The organism is Desulforhopalus sp. IMCC35007, assembly GCF_005116575.1.
Lineage (GTDB): Bacteria > Desulfobacterota > Desulfobulbia > Desulfobulbales > Desulfocapsaceae > Desulforhopalus_A.
Genome location: NZ_SWCN01000017.1, coordinates 36285 through 51095, shown reverse-complemented (window position 1 = coordinate 51095; position 14811 = coordinate 36285). Strand labels below are relative to the sequence as shown.

General features: G+C 41.6%; 11 protein-coding genes. 5 read left to right on the top strand and 6 right to left on the bottom strand.

Translation table 11 applies throughout. The features are described from left to right. Nucleotides 1-64: 64 nt before the first annotated feature. The gene (locus tag FCL48_RS17015; RefSeq protein WP_136873820.1) at nt 65-1369 is read right to left on the bottom strand and encodes an integrase family protein; all 1305 of its coding nucleotides are present in this window, start codon (nt 1367-1369) and stop codon (nt 65-67) included. 758 nt (nt 1370-2127) lie between these two features. Between FCL48_RS17015 and FCL48_RS17010 the strand changes: the two genes are divergently transcribed. Beyond that, on the top strand, nt 2128-2406 hold the full coding sequence (locus tag FCL48_RS17010; protein ID WP_136873817.1) for a type II toxin-antitoxin system ParD family antitoxin: 279 nt from the start codon (nt 2128-2130) through the stop codon (nt 2404-2406). Between the two features lie 168 nt (nt 2407-2574). Beyond that, nucleotides 2575-2694 carry a type II toxin-antitoxin system RelE/ParE family toxin gene (locus FCL48_RS25940; protein WP_136873815.1) on the top strand — a complete coding sequence of 40 codons (120 nt, stop codon included), beginning with the start codon at nt 2575-2577 and terminating at the stop codon, nt 2692-2694. A 150-nt stretch (nt 2695-2844) separates the two neighbouring features. Here FCL48_RS25940 and nadE read toward each other — a convergent pair whose 3' ends face one another. Continuing rightward, entirely contained in the window at nt 2845-3828 is a 984-nt protein-coding gene (gene nadE / locus FCL48_RS17000; protein ID WP_136873813.1) for an NAD(+) synthase, read from the bottom strand. A 573-nt stretch (nt 3829-4401) separates the two neighbouring features. On the opposite strand from nadE, the gene FCL48_RS16995 reads away from it, so the two are divergent. Continuing rightward, on the top strand, nt 4402-5193 hold the full coding sequence (locus FCL48_RS16995) for a hypothetical protein (RefSeq protein WP_136873811.1): 792 nt from the start codon (nt 4402-4404) through the stop codon (nt 5191-5193). A gap of 83 nt (nt 5194-5276) precedes the next feature. Continuing rightward, the gene (locus FCL48_RS16990) at nt 5277-8351 is read left to right on the top strand and encodes a PKD domain-containing protein (protein ID WP_136873809.1); all 3075 of its coding nucleotides are present in this window, start codon (nt 5277-5279) and stop codon (nt 8349-8351) included. A 211-nt stretch (nt 8352-8562) separates the two neighbouring features. Here FCL48_RS16990 and FCL48_RS16985 read toward each other — a convergent pair whose 3' ends face one another. From FCL48_RS16985 to asnB, 4 genes are all read right to left on the bottom strand, one after another. Continuing rightward, nucleotides 8563-9489, bottom strand: a complete 927-nt coding sequence (locus FCL48_RS16985; RefSeq protein ID WP_136873807.1) for a VanZ family protein — start codon at nt 9487-9489, stop codon at nt 8563-8565. Nucleotides 9490-9616: 127 nt separating this feature from the next. Next, nucleotides 9617-11113, bottom strand: coding sequence for a class I adenylate-forming enzyme family protein (locus FCL48_RS16980; protein WP_136873805.1), 1497 nt, complete (start codon nt 11111-11113; stop codon nt 9617-9619). Next, the gene (locus FCL48_RS16975; protein WP_136873803.1) at nt 11110-11361 is read right to left on the bottom strand and encodes a phosphopantetheine-binding protein; all 252 of its coding nucleotides are present in this window, start codon (nt 11359-11361) and stop codon (nt 11110-11112) included. The genes FCL48_RS16980 and FCL48_RS16975 overlap by 4 nt, the downstream gene beginning before the upstream one ends. A 284-nt stretch (nt 11362-11645) precedes the next feature. Then, nucleotides 11646-13607, bottom strand: a complete 1962-nt coding sequence (gene asnB, locus FCL48_RS16970; protein WP_136873801.1) for an asparagine synthase (glutamine-hydrolyzing) — start codon at nt 13605-13607, stop codon at nt 11646-11648. Between the two features lie 381 nt (nt 13608-13988). Here asnB and FCL48_RS16965 point away from each other — a divergent pair, with 381 nt between their 5' ends. Continuing rightward, nucleotides 13989-14810, top strand: coding sequence for an XrtA system polysaccharide deacetylase (locus FCL48_RS16965; RefSeq protein WP_136873799.1), 822 nt, complete (start codon nt 13989-13991; stop codon nt 14808-14810). Nucleotide 14811 lies beyond the last annotated feature (1 nt).

Genomic DNA, 14811 nt, shown 5'->3' with positions numbered 1-14811 from the left:
CAGTAAGGCCGTTAGGGTTTGCGGCTTTTCGATCCGTCGATCTATCCCGGTGAAAGATAAAATATTATTTGGCGTTGCTGATTAATCGTAACTGAGAGGATTCGAGCATTTTTTCGGTAACCTCGATACCTGCCTCATCCAAAATCCATTCTTCTATCTTTATATGCCATTTACGAAGCAAGTCGATAGGGCGTTTCTTATAATGCTTTTCAGCTGTAGCGGAGGGTGTATGTCCCTGAATCTGATAAACGATACCAACCGGTGTTTCTAGCCATTCTGATAGTGTGGAGAATGAACGGCGAAGTCCGTGCAAGGTCAAGTCTTCAATTCCGGCTCTGTTCATCATCTTTTGGAAAGCCTTTGTTGGGCTTTGGAGTCGACCTTTTTTCCCTCGTGGCGATGAGAACACCCATTGGTTTCTTCGAGGCAAGGCGGACAGCAGTGAGGACACGTAAGGAGTTAATGGTATATCACGGGGGACAGCACCTTTACCCATGACGTGCATTTTCTTCCATTGGAAATCTACGTCTGACCAAGTGAGACCAAGAAGTTCTTCTCGTCTTGCGCCTACAAGAAAAAGCGTCTGCACGTAAGCTGATAGTATTTTATTCTCATAGCGCCGTACAGAATCAAACCAAGCAGAGAGCTGTTCTCGCTGCAATGCATCGTCGCGTGAATTCTTTTTACTTAAGTTATCCCTCTTGATTCTTGCTGAGCATGCATCGAGTGCGGCCAGCCCCTTGTAACGTTTATCTTCCTCACACCAGTTTAGAAAAGTTCGGAGCATTTCAAAAGCTCTTCTAGTTTCAGTGGGCCGTTTGGGTTGTTCAGCTGTTAACCACTTTTTTATAGAGCTGGCTGTTATTTCTGAAAGTGGTAGGTGGGCAATACTTGCAATGGGGCCGGAAACAGTAAGGCCTGTTCCCCTTTTTTTCTTTTCACCACCTGGGGTAATGATACGTTCATGATCTGAGTAATACTTGGTTGACCATTTTGGCTCACGCTCTTTCATATAGATAGGCCACGCATCGCCTAGAGTTACGTCCTGGCGTACCATCTCTTGACGTTCTGCAGCCTCTGAATCTTGATTGCGTTTTTTATCAAGCCGCGGATCTATGCCGTTGTCAATGAGTTGGCGAATTTCTGCAGCACGCTTTCTGGCACTTTCGATTGTCCAGGATGAAGTATTCCCTATGGTGACTCTGATGGTTTTTCTATTGAAACGTCCTTCGAAGATGTAATTCTTTCTTTTAGGGGAGGCGAGTACACCCAAACCTTGAACGACTTCATCCCATAAAAATGATTTTCCTGTATCTGGATGAGGGTAATCGAGTATTCTTTTGGGAGTTAATCTGATTCTGGTAGGCATTGGTTGTACTCCTTGAAAAATAAATCTTAACCATTTTAAGCCTATCCGTAGTTTTTTAAAGATTGAACTGGTAGGCAAATAGTAGGCATATTTAATCAATATAGATCAATTGTATCATATTGATTTGTGTGCTCTGGTATTGCCTTTATACTTGATTTAGTGAAATAAAACAATGCATATCAACGTCAATCAATATCGTTAAAAATAGCATACTTTACGGCTCATATCCGTAGTGTCCGGGGTTCAATTCCCTGCATCGCCACCAATGCACATATATCTGTTGATACAGGTATTTTTATATATAAGCCCTTGCGATTTTTCGTAAGGGCTTTTTCGTTTCTGGAGCTTGTGTTCCCGCTATGTCCTCCCCGATGTAAGAGGCCTTATGGCTGAGGTGCAGGGGGTTACTTCGGCTCTTTTTTGTTGGAAGGGTCAGCTATAGGTAACATCAAAACTCCAACACGTGGTGTATACGATGCTATCAGTGGCAAACATGTGCCACAATATTTGGCTGAATATTGCTATTGATTTAACCGTGATAGCATGGAAGAAATGATTGTATCTAGTCTTAATTGTGCTGTTACTCTCCGTGAGTCTGGTGGAGCAAATGGGGTTATCAATGTTTCACGATTTTTTTGACTTTTACATTGAGTAAGTTTTTAAATCTGGACCTGGGTCAGAATAACAAAGATTGACAATATTTGTTATTGTATAAATATTTAGGTGAAGGCAATTAACCACGAATATAAAGGTGCAAAATGAACGTTTCACTTACCCCAGAACTTGATAAACTGGTCAAAATGAAAGTTGAGAGTGGATTATACAATTCTTCCAGTGAGGTAGTTCGAGAGGCCCTGCGACTCCTCAAGTCTCGTGACGATCTCAATGAAAGCCGAATTTACGCTCTAAAATCAGACATCCAAAAAGGGGTTTCCTCTTTAGATGATGGAATGGGAGTGCAGATGACAGAAGAGCTTTTCAACTCCATCAAAAAGAGTGGTCGGCAGAAGTTGAAAGCAGGGAATATCCAGGGATGAGAAAGATAGTTTTTTCACCGGAGGCAATTGAGGATCTTGAAGAAATTTGGTTATACATTGCCCAAGATAGTCCGGTCTAGGCAGATGGTTTCCTGGATAAATTGGACTCTCTTTGCACGGTGAATCTTGCAGCATTTCCTGACATTGGCACAGGGAGAGCTTATCTTGATGAAGACGTTAGCTTTTCCCTATAAAAGGTATATGATTTACTATCGCTTTGATGTCAGCCAAATTGAAATCATACGTATCCTCCACGGTTCTAGAGATTTACCTACTATTTTTCAGTAAAGAATATTGGCCTGGAGTTTCTGAGCAGTTAATGGCCAGAAACTATAGCTGTCAAGTAACTGTTAGCAATAAGGTGGGGTGCTTGTTTGCTACTGACAGCCATTATGTCCAGCAGATCGGATCTCTTCGATAGCATCAGATAAAACTTATTTATATCTCTGGGACAGGTTCAATCAATAAAGGTTGTCTGTGAAGATATTGGGTTGCAGCTCTTTTACTTTCAATATCCTTAAAGACATTTTCCACCTGCTCTGCTGTTAAACCAACCTGGGGGGCAACGTCTGCTGCTGAAATTCCATTGTTTTTTCCATAAAGGCATATATCCATTTTATCATAGGTAAGGCTGAAGTAAAACTCATCCTGAGTCTGGGGGAGTGAATAGGTATCTGTTGTTGGTGGTCGTTTGCAAATCTCTTTTGGGACACCGAGGTACTCTGCGAGTTGGTACACCTGCGTTTTGTAGAGATGTGCAATGGGTTTGATATCAGCGGCACCATCCCCCAGTTTGACAAAAAATCCCTGGTCATATTCAAGTCGATTTGGTGTACCGGTTACGGCGAAATTGAGTCGGTCTGCATGGTAGTATTCAAGCATTTTTCGAATTCGCTGTTTGAAATTCGTTGCGGCAACTATCTCCAGATATGCTTTTAACGGTAAACGTTTTTTGATGGTTTCGCCTGATGGTGGTTGTGCAATAATCGAGAAGTAAGTAAATCCTGGTTTGTGGACCACATTGGGGACCACGATCTTTGATTTCCATTCAGCGGTATATTCTGGAATTACAATTTGGACGGCTTTTTCGTATCGTTGGTAAAATTTCACAGCTTCTAACGGGCCGGAGATGTCTTCATGAACAGTTTCTACATCGAAGGTTTGAGCTAACAAGCCGCTTAGGGATAGTGTCTCGTCTGCGGAATGGCGTTCGGGCATTTGTAGAGCAAGGACGCGATCTGTGCCTAATGCTTTTATTGCCAAAGCAAGAGTTACACTACTGTCTATGCCACCGGAGATACCGACAATCAGTCCTTTTCTTTTAAGGGTTCTGAGATGTTCTATCAGCTTTGTGCAGATTTGATCAGTAGTCTGCTCTGGGATTATTTTAAGAGCACTTTTAATAGATTGAGATGAAGTCATGATTATTTACCTTTTTTTAATATTGCATTTGATGTTGAAACATTGAAGTCTTCTTATAACACACAGATGACTTATTTGTTGTAGTTGTTACCTTATTTCTTTGGACGATCAAGGCTTGAATTGCAACGCCTTTGTTTGTGACTGTTTCGGTTTGCTTTCAATTCTTGAAAATGGTCTTAGGTTGTGTATGAATAATATTCTTTTGGAATTGGAGAAACCCTTTTGAAACGAAAAATTTAAAATATTAGGCGTTCAATATGTGGCATTTTGTTAATTTCAATTTGAAACAATGCTAATTTAGCATACTGAAATTGAAAGACATTTAAGAAAATTAGTCACAAAATTGTTATGTGCTGCAGGCCAAAATAATTTTCTTGCTCGTCTTGATTAATGTGCAACATTGCCTCTATAATGATGATATGCGTTGAAATCGGCCATCAGTTTAAATAGCTGATGATTCGTTTTAAGAATTAAGACATAGCAGGCAATAGTTTCTGTGGTTGAAAATAATAAAATAAATACGACACCTTCTGTACCGGTGGTGAATTTTTAGAGAAATTTGGAGATTATCTTATGGCAAATAAGCAGCGTTTAGGAGAAATCCTGGTTCAAAAGGGGCTCGTTGAGGAAAAAGACGTTAAGCAGGCATTGCGAACCCAAGTTGGAGGTAGTCGAAGATTAGGGCATATCCTGGTTCGCATGAAAATTATAACTGCCGATCAACTTGCTGAGACCTTGTCAAACCAACTCGGCATAGAAATCTGTGATATCTCAAACACTTTTTCTTCAAAGGTTTCTGGTGTATTGCCTCGTTATTTATGTCGAAAGTACGATGTGCTCCCTCTAACTTTTCAGGATAATAATATACTGGAAGTTGCTATGGCGGATCCCTCTGATGAAGAAGCCATACAAAATCTTGAAGATTACACAGGGAAGGTAGTTCAACCTCAACTCGCTAAACACTCAGACATAGAACGGGAACTACCTGTTAGAATTCCGCTAAGTTTGAAAGAATTTTTCTCACCGCAATTTACTACAGCGTTGACTCGATTTGGTGTTGGTCTTTGCATGGCAATGATTGTGGTACTTGCAGGAGTTACCTATAAATACATCCATCAGACTACTTATGGCATTGAGGAGATCGTTGATGGATCGAAGGTGTATAGAAATCATGACCTCATTTTAGAAGTTGATCGTGACGGTGGATTGAATTTCTCAGGTCGCAGTGCATTTGCAAAGGGCTATTACTCGGTGGAGTTCAATTCCAAACAAGAGTTAATCGGATTTTTGGATCGCCGGAAAGCGGATTTTTCCGAAAAGCAGAGTAGTTGGCTGGGCTGGGCTGTAGAAAAACGTTTGCCATAACTGGCTCACCATAATTTGAGGCCACAGGGTGTTGACAGGAGGGGGGAACGCCAGTGTCTTGAAAGTAAACACCTTAAAGGTATATGAAGATGTACAAAATAGCTAAATATAGTTCCACTATCCTGCTAACATTGCTCGCTATCGTCCTTGGGTGCAGTATCTCCTTTGCAAAAGACTACTCCTTCAGCTGGTCAGCCAACGCCGAACCGGTAGAAGGTTATAGACTTTACTATAAAATGGGTGGTGTTGCGGGGCCTCCTTTTGATGGAACAGGTGCCACTGAAGGCTCATCTCCAATTGACCTGGGCAAGGTGACAAGTTTTACCATTAGTGGACTTCTAGACAACACCACCTACCATTTTGCTCTGACTGCCTACAACGGAACTGATGAAAGTGATTACACTGATGTGATCACGGTTTTCCCAACAGTTGGCACTGTCGACCCACTTTCAGCAAAAATAAGTGTTGATAAACAGTCAGGTGAGGCGCCCTTGACGATCAGTTTTGATGCTTCCAGCTCTACCGGAGTCATTACGGGTTATTCCTGGGTCTTTGGTGATGGCAATACTGGAACTGGTGGTAGCGTATCGCACACCTACCAAAATCCTGGATCATATACGGCAGTCTTGACAATAGCAGACGGTACTGGTCAGACATCTCAAAGCAGCGTAGTGATTGTCGTCAGTGATGTTACCTTGGCAGGAGCAAGTTATTCGTTTAGCTGGACTGCCAATGCCGAGCCTGTGGCAGGTTATAAACTTTATTATAAAAAGGGCGGTGTGGCTGGTCCTCCTTTTGATGGGACAGGTGCTGCAGAAGGCTCATCTCCAATTGATCTGGGCAAGGTGACAAGTTGTACGGTGAGTGGGCTTCTAGATAACACCACCTACCATTTTGCACTGACTGCCTACAACGGAACTGATGAAAGTGATTACACTGATGTGATCACGGTTTTCCCAACAGGTGGTACTGTAGATCAACTTTCAGCAATAATAAGTGTTGATAAACAATCAGGCGATGCTCCCTTAGCAGTCAATTTTGATGCTTCCAGTTCTACTGGATCTATTACTGGTTATTCATGGGTATTTGGTGATGGCGGTACAGGAACTGGCAGCAGTGTATCGCATACATATCAGAATTCTGGATCATATACGGCAGTCTTGACAATAGCAGACGGTGCAGGCCAGACAGAACAGGCGAGTGTCAGTATTACTGTTTTGGACCCACTTTCAGCAAAAATAAGCGTTGATAAACAGTCAGGTGAGGCTCCCTTAGCAGTTAATTTTAATGCTTCCAGCTCTACTGGATCTATTACGGGTTATTCATGGGTCTTTGGTGATGGCGCTACAGGGACTGGTAGCAGTGTATCGCATACATACCAAAATTCTGGGTCATATACGGCGGTCTTGACAATTACAGACGGTGCAGGCCAGACAGAACAGGCGAGTGTCAGTATAACTGTTTCGGACCCACTTTCAGCAAAAATAAGCGTTGATAAACAGTCAGGTGATGCTCCCTTAGTAGTCAATTTTGATGCTTCCAGCTCCAATGGATCTATTACGGGTTACTCATGGGTCTTTGGTGATGGTGGCACAGGGACTGGTAGCAGTGTGTCACATACATACCAGAATTCTGGATCATATACGGCAGTCTTGACGGTTGAGGATGGTAATGGTGTTTCAAAAGAAGCAAGTACGACAATAACAGTTACAGAAGTAATCTTTCCTGAACCACCGATTGCGGCAATCACTGCTTCTGCAACTACAGGTACTGCACCATTGAGCGTTACTGTTAATGGTGCTGATTCAACTGGGGATATTTCTTCGTACGTTTGGAATTTTGGAGATAACAGTGTTGCAGGCTCTGGTCAGTCGCTCACCCATGTCTATAGTGAACCTGGAACTTATACCATTACTTTAACGGTTAGCGACTCGGCAGGACAGATATCTCAAAAAAGTGTAGTGATAGTTGTCAGTGATGTTGAGCCAGCAGGAGCAAGTTACTCGTTCAGCTGGACTGCCAACCCAGAACCTGTTGAAGGGTATAAACTGTATTATAAAAAAGGTGGTGAGGCGGCTCCTCCTTTTGATGGGACTGGTGCTGCAGAAGGCTCATCTCCGATTGACCTCGGCAAGGTGACAAGTTTTACGATTAGTGGACTTCTAGACAACACAACCTACCATTTTGCACTAACAGCCTACAACGGAAGTGATGAAAGTGATTTTACGAATGTGATTACGGTCTTTCCATCAGGTGGCACAGTAGAACCACTTTCAGCTAACATAAATGTTAACAATAGCGAAGGTGAGGTGCCATTAACTGTCAATTTTGATGGCTCAGGTTCAACTGGTTCAATAAGTTCGTATTCCTGGAATTTTGGTGATGGTGATATCGCTACTGGTCCTGCCGTCAGTCATAGCTACAGTTCCGTTGGAAACTACACAGCAACTCTAACTGTTGTTGATGACAATGGTTCATCTCTGCAGGAACATATAGTTATTACTGTTTCTGAAACAACTAGTGGGGACCAGATTCCACCAACGGCCATTGCTGAAGTCGATTCTGGTGAAGGGACTGTTCCCTTTGTAGCTGTTTTCAACGGTGGAAGTTCAACATGCGCTCCCGGGAATACTATAGCTTCCTATGAGTGGGATTTTGGAGATGGAAGCGAGAACCAATATGGGGTCACCGTAGAGCATTCTTTCAGTCAGGCAGGGGTGTATCTGGTTGTCCTTAAGGTAACAGATAACAACGGCAATCTGGCTGAGACAACAATATTTATTACCGCCAGCGCAGCAGCTGTTGAAGAAAATACCGATCCAATTGCAGTATTTACACAAACGTCGACAGTGGGGGCAGTACCGTTCAGTGTTGAGTTTGATGCTTCGGGGTCCAATGATCCTGATGGTGATAACCTCATTTATAGTTGGACTTTTGGAGATGGTGCTACTGCATCTGGTGTTGTCGTTGAACACACCTATGAAAATACAGGAGTCTTTTCAGTAAAACTTATCGTTGAGGATGGTAGGGGAGCTGCAACTGAAGTTAGTCAGACTATCGCGGTATTGACAGCTGCTGAGTATGAAAGATTTTTGCGCGGGAAAAAGGTTAAGAGTATCATTAATATAATCAACTCACTGCTGTTAAATGATGAATAAAATGTTCAAATAAACGGTAAGATCGAGCTGTCGCAGGAGGGATTACAGTACGAGAGCATAAATCGCGGTTTTAGAACCCGCTTCAATGTTGTTTACCAACAATGCCAAAAGTCAGGAACCAATGTCTTCTGATTTTTGGCATTTTTGTTACGTTCAATTATCCCATGGCGTGAATATGGCTGTGATGCCAGCCCTGTCAAAATAAAAGCATTTATTGCTGTAGACGAACATTGTCGATGTAAATGATCCGTTTGTCCTTCTGTTGCACGACAAAAATACCAAAACTCTGAATTTTATCCAGGTTCATTTTTCGATTTTGAGGTCCGTGGAGAATATCCGCCATCGGGATGATTATTTCGTTCCACCCATGATCTAAAACTGAGCTCCCGTTAAAGCGATTGGAGAAATCCTGGAAATCACCACTGTGCAAATTGTCATGGACCCTATAGTGTAACTGTAAACTCGGTCCAGGATTATAAACATTAAAAGACAGAGCCTTGTGATTGCTCCAGTTTCGCGGAAATTGATTAAGAAATACGCCGCTATATTGTTCAGTGCCAAGTTCAATTTTTCCCGAGTAGTTGCCTTGTAGATGTATCTGTGAATCAAGGCTTAGTCTTGCCAGTCCGTCCCATCGACTTAATTCAGTTTTATGCTCAAACCCGGCAAGTAAGGGGAATTCTCTGTATGAATGGTATGTGTCAAAACTTATTTTTAGCAGTGGAATCATATTGATACAAAGGAGAAGTAAAGCAATTAGTCTAAAAAGTGCGCCTTGAACTCTAGCTTCTTTTTGACTAATTTTCCAGAATAAGACAATGAATCCACCTGATATGTCTCTACAAAGATCAATCCAAGAAAAATAACGGCCGGCAATGCCAAACTGGATCAACTCTGTTGTTAAGCCAATACTCAGCAAAACAATCAAAGTGGCAAAAATTCTAAAGAATTTTGAACGTTGTTGTGAGTACCAGTAGTGGTCGAGGAGAACAACGAAGAGAGCAAAAAAAACAAGGTGCCCCAAATTCCAAAGTTCGGTCAACAGGCGATGCGAATATAAATCTGGGCCGCCCCAAACAAATAGAGGCGAGGCGATAACGAGGACTAAAAAACACCATTTATAGGGAGAATGAAACATTTAAGTTTCTAAAATTAAAATATTATCCAAGATATTCTTGGTGATGGTTGCAGCTTTTGTAATCATGTAAATGACATTCATTGGAGGTGCAGAAAGGCCGAAAGGTGTGTGGATGTAGAGAAATTGTTCACTCATTTTTCAGCGCTATTTTTTGAATCTTACCCGAAACGGTTTTAGGTAAATCACTGATAAAAGTAATTTGATGTGGGACTTTAAAGGCGGGAAGGTTACGCCGGCAGTGACCGATTACCTCTCTTTCTGTAACATCACAGCCATCTTTAAGCACGACAAAGGCAACAATTTTTTCACCGAGAATCTCATCTGGCCGCCCAACGACAGCAACTTCGTGGGTAGAGGGAAGCTGTAGTATGGTTTCTTCAATTTCTTTTGGACCAATTCTATGGGAACCGGATTTAATCATATCACTCTTCCGGCTCTCGATAAAAATAAAACCATCATTGTCAATTCTGGCAAGGTCTCCTGTCCATAACCTGCCACTTTTAATTACCTTCGCTGTTTCTTTAGAATTTCCCCAATACCCGGCCATAATATTTTCACCGGTTGCAACAATTTCCCCAAGTTCGCCGGGCTCTGCAGCCGAACCATCAGGTCGACAGACTGTTAGTATGACACCTGGTATTGCCTTGCCAATAGATCCGGCTTTATCTTTAAGTCTTTCAGGATCGAGATAACTCAGACGAGAAGATGCCTCGGTCTGGCCATACATAATGAAAATTTTTACTCCTTTAAACACCGACGAGAGGTCCGTTGCAAGCGTTGGAGACATGGGCGCACCTGCCTGAGTCAGGTAACGCAGTTTGGGGAAATTTCGTTCTCTCACTGCAGAGCGGTGCAGCAGAATGGCAAAACTCGATGGTACTCCTGAAAAACCAGTTACCTCTTCAGCTGCCATCTGGTCGAGTATGACATTTGGATAGGTAAAACTCTGGTTAACGATTAATGTTGCTCCGACACCAATATGGGTGAGCATTACAGAATTACCGTATGAATAAAAAAAAGGCAGGACGGCCATAACCGAGTCGTGCGGAGTAAGCTCAAGGTACTCAATCACAGATTGTGTATTTGCGATTAAATTACGATGCCTGAGCATTATACCTTTGGGAGTACCGGTTGTCCCTGATGTATAGATAATCTGGCAGATATCTTCTGTATTGAGCTGTGGACGCGCTTGGATTGCCGCTTGTTTCTCATTTCCCCACAGCGCCGGAATGTTCGTCTCAAAAACTCGAACAGAAGGCGCGTTCTTTATAACGGAACCATGTTTTAGAAACTTATTGTGGGATAGGACGATAGAAATACCACTATCTTCGAGAACAGCCTCAAGAGCATGGTCTGAGGTCTGGGTGTTGAGGCCGACAACAATACCACCCGCATTCAATACACCAAAATAAGCAGCTATATACTCACAGGGTTGATCCGTTAATAAACCAACCCGGTCACCAACCTTGAGATCATTTTGTAGTAACCATTGACAGATATTTTCCGATCGACTGTAAAGTTCACTGTAGCTGATTCTCTCTTGGCCGGAAACTATAGCTGTTTTATCCGGAGAAGAAAAGAAAGCTTGCTGAAGATACGACTGAACTAGGGTGGATTTTGTCATGCCTGTTTTTTTCTATCGATATAGGCTGAAAGAAGAAGGACACTGTCAAGATTTTCTGGAATCAATTCATCATCATCCACTGTAATAGAAAACTCTTCTTCTAACCATTCAACTAACTCCAGTACTCCTGTTGAATCAATAATCCCCTGTTCTAAAAAAGAACTTTCATTTTGCAGTGAATCTTCTTCGGCATCAAAAAGAAAATTTTCAAAGATAAATGCTCTGATTTTAGGTATGTATTCTTTCATGTTTTATTTTCCAAATTGTTTAATATTCTGATCAGAGGTTTGTCCGTATTTCTCATCAGTTCAGGTGGTGTCATGTTCAAAGTTTTTGGCAGTTGACAGGTAAGCGTAGACTCCGATAGTAAACTATGTTTGCTGGCAAAATACTGCAGCAGATAAGCGCAGACTTCGGATGGCGTCGCCTGGGCTGACCTTTGGTGAAAATTGTGTAAATTTTTCGTTTTGATGAACGAACTGTATTGAAATAATCTTAACCCAATCGACACAATTTTCATGATAAATGCGGGCTAACTGCCAACCACCCTTACATTATCCAACACTTTCGGTGTTTCAATCTTAAAATTTTTAATCATCTTGTCATAAAGTATCTGGCTGGATAAGATACCAACAAATGCCATATTTTCTTTAAAGCCTTGCCTGCCTTTCTTGCGGCATTTCTTGATTAACTTCTCTACATTCTTGTGTTTAAATAATCCAGCTTCCTTAACTAAACTTTCGGAGAGATAATACTCTAGGTAGTCAGGTTCTGCATCACCAAAAAAACTGCTTATATCTGGAGCCATGTAGGGTTGCTTTTTGCGCTTTATGATATTCTCAGGTAGTATATCACTCACCGCTTGTTTGAGTATATTCTTCTCATTAAGCACTTTCATTTTATATTTTATCGGGATGCGGCCAGCATATTCAACAACCCTATGATCAAGAAAGGGGTATCTGCCCTCAATTGAGTTAGCCATTGCCATGCGATCGCCCTGAGACGATAGGAGGTAATTTGCCATAAGAACTTTACATTCAAAATACTGGGCTCTATTAAAAAAATCCATTCCCTGCAGAATTTCTTGCATATAAGACAGACCGTTAGGTGTGCTTGATGCGCGCTCCAGTGTTTCATCAGTAAAGAATATATGTGTTCCAGTAGTGGTTTTCCAACGTGGCCTATGAGCGAAAAACGGGTCTGTTATATCGGCATTTGTTGCAAAAAATTTTTGTGCATATTCAGCGGATCGTGTCGGAGATAGTGCGAGATAAGGGTATAGACGTTTCAAAAGTTGCGGACGAAGTTCTGAATTTGGCTGAGATTGAATGAAAGCCCTTATCTTGGCCTCTTTGAAGATATCATATCCACCAAGAACTTCATCCGCTCCTTCGCCAGTAAGCACCACTTTGTAATTATTTTGGCGAACGAGTTTTGATAGCAGAAAAAGAGGTGTCGGTGCCGTTCGTAATATAGGGGTTTCCGCATGCCAGATTACTTCAGGGAAAGCTGTCGCAATATCTTTATACGAGCAGAGAACTCGGTGGTGATCCGTGCCGAGGTATTCCACCATAGTATTTTGTTCCTGCGATTCATCGTAGACTTCATCCCTGAAAGTTACAGAAAAGGTTTTAAGGGGATTATCCGTATAGTTTTTGATAATAGAAGTGATGGCTGATGAGTCCAACCCACCACTTAAATAAGCACCCACAGGTACATCTGCACGAAGACGAAGGCGTACAGCGTCGATAAGTAACTCTCTCAATCCTTCAGCATATTCACGCTCTGATAACAACCCTGGCTCATCAGGACAAAAGGGCAGGGACCAGTAGCACTGTGGTGCAGTAACTCCGGATGAAGTGACCTTCATATAATGGCCAGGAAGAAGTTGTTTCACTCCAGTAAAAATGGACTCTTCTCCAGAAGGACACCAGAAAGTAAAAATCTCACTCATTATACGTGGATCAATCTCCCTTGGTATCGATGAGCTTGCGCTGAAAAGCGATTTTATTTCTGATCCAAAATAAAACGACCCATTATGAGTGGTATAAAAAAGCGGTCGAATACCCATCCTGTCTCGAGCCAAAAAAAGGCTCTGCCTTTTCGAGTCATAGATCGCAATAGCAAATTGTCCGTTTAGATCGTCAAGGCATCTTACTCCTTTTTCCTCATAAAGATGGAGAATAACTTCTGTGTCAGATTGTGTTGTGAAAATATGCCCTCTACTTATTAATTCTATGCGCAACTCAGGATAATTAAATATCTCACCATTGAAAATAATCCATAGAGAACGGTCTTCATTGGTGATAGGTTGCCAGCCACCTTCAAGATCAATAATGGACAGCCTTGCATGTGCTAACCCAACACTTCCCTCTAACAAAAATCCAAATCCATCTGGTCCCCTGTGGGTGATGGGGTGGATCATTTGCTCAAGAGTACGGTGAGAATTTTGTTGTTGATCTAAAAAATCGTAGAACCCAGCGATACCGCACATAAGAAAAAGTCAAATAGTTGGAGTTTAATACTGATGATAATGGACATATAATAAATGTTATATAAAAGTTATATATTTTTACCAGTTAAAAGAATCGTTCTCTAATTTAACACCACGAAAAAGAACTTATACTAAATGATCAATGGCGTTAACTTGACCTTTGGCGTTCTGATTGATATTGTAAAAGCAATGTGTTAGGGGGCAGTGCTGGTGTTCCTTGTTTTTCCTGTACAATTTTTAATGTGAAATGAGAAACTAGGATACGAGAAAATAATGATAGTAGATTACATAGGTATTAGGGTGCGGAACCGTGAATAAGGTGTTGAGTAAATTGATCACCTAGAAGACATTTGCAATGTTGGGATTTTAAAAGGTTGAATTATGAAGGTATGTAATTATCTGACCATTGATGTTGAAGATTATTTCCAGGTTTCAGCCTTTGGGGATATTATAACTAAGGATGATTGGAACATCTATCCTTCTCGTGTTGTGCCCAACACTCAAAAAATTTTAAATGCTCTTGATGTAAACAACATAAAGGCTACTTTTTTCATTCTGGGTTGGACGGCAAAAAAGCATCCTGACCTGGTTAGAGAAATTGCCCTCAAAGGACATGAAGTGGCATGTCACAGTTATTATCACCAGTTGGTTTACAATCTTACGCCTGATGAATTTCGTGAGGACACCCGGCAGGCAAAAGATACTATTGAACAAATAACTGGAAAAAAGGTTTACGGCTATCGGGCACCTAGCTATTCAATTACTAAGAAATCCCTATGGGCCTTGGACATTCTGGAGGAACTTGGGTTTGAATACGATTCAAGTATTTTTCCAGTGTATCATGATAACTACGGTATTCCTGATGCCCCGCGATTTGAGTATAAATTGCCAAACTATGATATGAAAGAGTATCCAATTTCCACTTGGTATATTATGGGATGTAAAATTCCCGTTGCCGGAGGAGGATATTTTCGTCTCTTCCCTTATTGGTTTACCAAAATGGCTTTTAACCGAATTAATTCTAAGGAAAACCGGCCATTTATTTTTTATCTGCATCCCTGGGAGGTTGATCCAGACCAGCCGAGAATGCAAAACGCCAAACGACTGTCTAAGTTCAGACACTACAATAACCTGGATAAAACCGCAGAGCGGTTTGCGCTGTTATTGAATGACTTTGACTTTTGCCCTATCGGACAAAAGTAAT

Coding starts and splice junctions, on each gene's coding strand:
- FCL48_RS17015 (WP_136873820.1), bottom strand. CDS start 1,369: ATGCCTACCAGAATCAGATTAACTCCCAAAAGAATACTCGATTACCCT.
- FCL48_RS17010 (WP_136873817.1), top strand. CDS start 2,128: ATGAACGTTTCACTTACCCCAGAACTTGATAAACTGGTCAAAATGAAA.
- FCL48_RS25940 (WP_136873815.1), top strand. CDS start 2,575: ATGAAGACGTTAGCTTTTCCCTATAAAAGGTATATGATTTACTATCGC.
- nadE (WP_136873813.1), bottom strand. CDS start 3,828: ATGACTTCATCTCAATCTATTAAAAGTGCTCTTAAAATAATCCCAGAG.
- FCL48_RS16995 (WP_136873811.1), top strand. CDS start 4,402: ATGGCAAATAAGCAGCGTTTAGGAGAAATCCTGGTTCAAAAGGGGCTC.
- FCL48_RS16990 (WP_136873809.1), top strand. CDS start 5,277: ATGAAGATGTACAAAATAGCTAAATATAGTTCCACTATCCTGCTAACA.
- FCL48_RS16985 (WP_136873807.1), bottom strand. CDS start 9,489: ATGTTTCATTCTCCCTATAAATGGTGTTTTTTAGTCCTCGTTATCGCC.
- FCL48_RS16980 (WP_136873805.1), bottom strand. CDS start 11,113: ATGACAAAATCCACCCTAGTTCAGTCGTATCTTCAGCAAGCTTTCTTT.
- FCL48_RS16975 (WP_136873803.1), bottom strand. CDS start 11,361: ATGAAAGAATACATACCTAAAATCAGAGCATTTATCTTTGAAAATTTT.
- asnB (WP_136873801.1), bottom strand. CDS start 13,607: ATGTGCGGTATCGCTGGGTTCTACGATTTTTTAGATCAACAACAAAAT.
- FCL48_RS16965 (WP_136873799.1), top strand. CDS start 13,989: ATGAAGGTATGTAATTATCTGACCATTGATGTTGAAGATTATTTCCAG.